Raw genomic sequence first — 3,426 nt, 5'->3', positions numbered from 1 at the left:
GTATTAGAGGGAAAACCTGAACCTGTAAAGAAAGATTTTCTTTATGGAGCATGTTTTAACCATCCTACAATTATCTTTAGAAAAGAATCGTTAATCAAAGCATCTTGTTATAATGTGGCAAAGGAAACTAGAAGATGCGAAGACTACGATTTATTTATGAGAATGTACTTATTAAATATGACAGGGTTCAATATGAGAGAACCATTATTTTCATATTATGAGAGTAGAAGGGCTTATAGTAAGAGAACCTATAAATATAGAATTGATGAGGCAGTTGTTAGATTTAAGGGGTATCGTTCACTTAAGATTCTTTTCCCATTAGGAATAATATTTGTGTTTAAACCTTTGGTTGTTGGTCTTATTCCTGCAAGGATATTACATGCGATTAAACAAAGATTGTATAAAAAAAATGATTCTATTCAAACATAATTTATGCATAACTAGAATTACTGGGGTGGAATTCAAAATGAATAAAATAATGTTAATAATTGTTGTTTTAAGCAATGGTGGAGCTCTGAAGGGAAAATGCTAATGATTTAAAATGTATTATTCAGTTGTTTTTTTTTAGTATTTTTGTTCTTTATTAAGGTTAAAAACGTTTTTTTTAATGTACGATCTATTTCACTTTAAAACAAAGCACTTTTGGGGTAAGCCATTGTACGTATTTGGAACATTCGAAAAGCGTGGTAACTATATTTTTAGGAAACAAGCATATCTTCAATGGGGGGATAGTACAAATATTATAGGAAGTATCATTTTGCTTAATCCTGGTGGGGAAAAATTTGAAAAAGAACAATGGAATGATTAAAATAGTGCAAAAATAGCACGTGCCGAAGGTCAAATTATGTATAAGTTTTTATGAATTCTAGATGTTCACAGTCTCCAATAAGATTAATTCAAAGTGGGTGTTTAAACTATGAATATACTAGTTACAGGCGGTGCCGGCTATATAGGATCACATACCAGTGTTGCTTTGATTGATGCAGGACATTCAGTCATTGTTGCTGATAATCTTTCTAACAGTAAAGCTGAAGCGGCAGAAAGGATAGAACAAATAACGAAAAAAGAAATAACTTTTTATCCGATTGATGTAACTGATGAATCAGCAGTCAACACCATCTTTTCTAATCATGAAATAGATGGTGTTATTCATTTTGCTGGACTTAAAGCGGTGGGAGAGTCAGTCGAAAAGCCACTAGCTTATTATCATAATAATATCGTCAGCACGATGATTCTCGCTAAAGCATGTCAGAAATATAACGTTAAGCGGTTTGTCTTTAGCTCATCGGCTACTGTTTATGGAGACAATAAAGTACCATTTGAGGAGAGTATGGATCTCCTTTCAACGACAAACCCATATGGTGAAACTAAAGCAATGAGTGAGCGTATTCTTACTGATATAGCAAAAGCTAATCCTAGCTTCTCAGTATCGCTGCTTAGATACTTCAATCCAGTAGGAGCTCATGAAAGCGGATTAATTGGAGAATCACCAAATGGAATCCCAAATAACCTTATGCCGTATGTCACTCAAGTTGCTAAGGGTAAGCTCCAGAGATTGAGAGTCTTTGGAAATGACTATCCAACCGTGGATGGTACAGGGGTTAGAGACTATATTCATGTCATGGATCTAGCAGAGGGGCATGTTGCTGCATTAAACAATCTTTTCGAGGGAGTTCATACCTATAACTTAGGAACAGGAAAAGGTACTAGTGTCCTAGAGCTTGTGCAAGCTTTTGAAGAAGCAAATGGTATTAAAATACCTTATGAAATTGTTGATCGGAGACCTGGGGATATTGCTTCATGCTATGCTGATGTTTCGAAAGCAAAAAGGAAACTGGGCTGGGAGGCTAAACGTGATATTGTTGACATGTGTCGGGATGCTTGGCGGTTTGAGAGGGATTATAGGGAGTGAAAGGAACTTAGTTCTCGTGCCAGATTATAGGAAGTATTATTTTACTTAATCCTGTTGGGGCAAAATTATAAACAAACAATGGAATGATTTAAAAAGTGCAAAAATAGCATGTTCCGAAGGTCAAATTACGTGTAATCTAGGAAAAATCTATCTGATTGAAAAAGTAATGAAAAAAGTGTTCTTCCCACTTGAAGTCATCTTCTGCTTTTTAATCATTTTTTAATTGTATAAAATTTATTGTCTAAGTGAATTGGCTTTATTTGTTGAAAATAATGCTATAAACAGTTGTGTTTATTATCTATTTAGATGATAAATCAATTTAAAGATGAATTTTGGGAAGTAGGGAATTTGGAATGAAAATATTATATGTTACGACAATTTCAAATACAGTTAATGCTTTTTTAATTCCCCATATAAGGATGTTAATAGCCCAAGGCCATCAAGTTGATGTTGCTTTTAATATAGTTCAAGAAGTAAGTCACGAATTAATTAATATGGGTTGCAAAATACATCAAATAGAGTTTCAAAGATCTCCTTTAAAAAGGGAAAACTTATTAGCATATAAAAAAGTAAAAAATTTAGTAATAAGAGAGGGATATGATTTAGTTCATACACATACTCCAGTAGCCTCATTTTTAATAAGGATGGCATGTCGAAATATTCCAAACCTAAAAATGATCTATACTGCCCATGGATTTCATTTTTTTAAAGGAGCTCCCCTTCAAAACTGGCTACTCTATTATCCGATTGAGTGGATATCAGCAAAATGGACAGATGTTTTAATTACAATAAATCAGGAAGATTATTTATCTGCAAAAAAATTCATGAATGGTGATATTTATAATGTACATGGAGTTGGAGTAGATTTAAATAAGTTTCAACCACAAAGTCAAGAATTAAAACAGCAATTAAGGAAGGAATATGGATATAAAAGTGATGACTTTATTATAATTTTTGCTGGTGATTTAAGATATGAGAAACATCAGGATTTATTAATAGATACTATAAGTCTATTAAGACATAAAATCCCTAATATAAAACTTTTATTAGCAGGATCTGGACAGCTATTGGAACAATATAGGAAGCAAGTCATTAAATTAGAGATTGAAGAGAATGTTGAGTTTTTAGGATATCGTACAGATATAAACAAATTATTGTTGTTATCAGATATTGCTGTTTCATCTTCTAAACGGGAAGGATTACCTGTTAATGTTATGGAAGCAATGGCTACTGGTTTACCACTGATTGTTACTAATTGTAGAGGCAATCGTGATTTAGTGGAGAATGGTGTAAATGGTTTTATTAGGGAAATTAATGATATAAGTGGTTTTGCTGAATCTATAGATATTTTGTATCATTCAGAGTTATTAAGAAACAGCTTTGCATTGGAAAGCTTAGAACGCATAAGACAATATTCATTAAAGAATGTTTTGAAGGAAATGGAATATTGCTATGTCTGCCATAATAAAATTAATATTGAATAAACTCAACTTTCGCAGAATGAAATCGAATAG

General features: G+C 32.5%; 3 protein-coding genes and 1 pseudogene. All 4 read left to right on the top strand.

The genetic code is table 11. From position 1 onward, the window contains the following. Window positions 1–429 (top strand): annotated as a pseudogene (locus V7164_RS22120) (hypothetical protein); the annotation flags it as partial. A 226-nt stretch (window positions 430–655) separates the two neighbouring features. Next, window positions 656–808, top strand: coding sequence for a hypothetical protein (locus V7164_RS22115; protein ID WP_335355244.1), 153 nt, complete (start codon window positions 656–658; stop codon window positions 806–808). A 108-nt stretch (window positions 809–916) separates the two neighbouring features. Further along, window positions 917–1,912: a UDP-glucose 4-epimerase GalE gene (galE, locus tag V7164_RS22110; RefSeq protein ID WP_335348469.1), complete on the top strand. Its 996-nt coding sequence runs from the start codon at window positions 917–919 to the stop codon at window positions 1,910–1,912. Window positions 1,913–2,265: 353 nt separating this feature from the next. Then, window positions 2,266–3,396 (top strand): glycosyltransferase family 4 protein, encoded by a 1,131-nt coding sequence (locus V7164_RS22105; RefSeq protein WP_335355243.1) that lies wholly within the window; start codon window positions 2,266–2,268, stop codon window positions 3,394–3,396. The last annotated feature ends 30 nt before the right edge of the window (window positions 3,397–3,426 follow it).

This window comes from Bacillus sp. JJ1474, from assembly GCF_036965225.1.
GTDB lineage: Bacteria > Bacillota > Bacilli > Bacillales > Cytobacillaceae > Cytobacillus.
The sequence above is the reverse complement of the archived record's forward strand: the minus strand, read 5'-3'. Positions and strand labels throughout refer to the sequence as shown.

Coding starts and splice junctions, on each gene's coding strand:
- galE (WP_335348469.1), top strand. CDS start 917: ATGAATATACTAGTTACAGGCGGTGCCGGCTATATAGGATCACATACC.
- V7164_RS22105 (WP_335355243.1), top strand. CDS start 2,266: ATGAAAATATTATATGTTACGACAATTTCAAATACAGTTAATGCTTTT.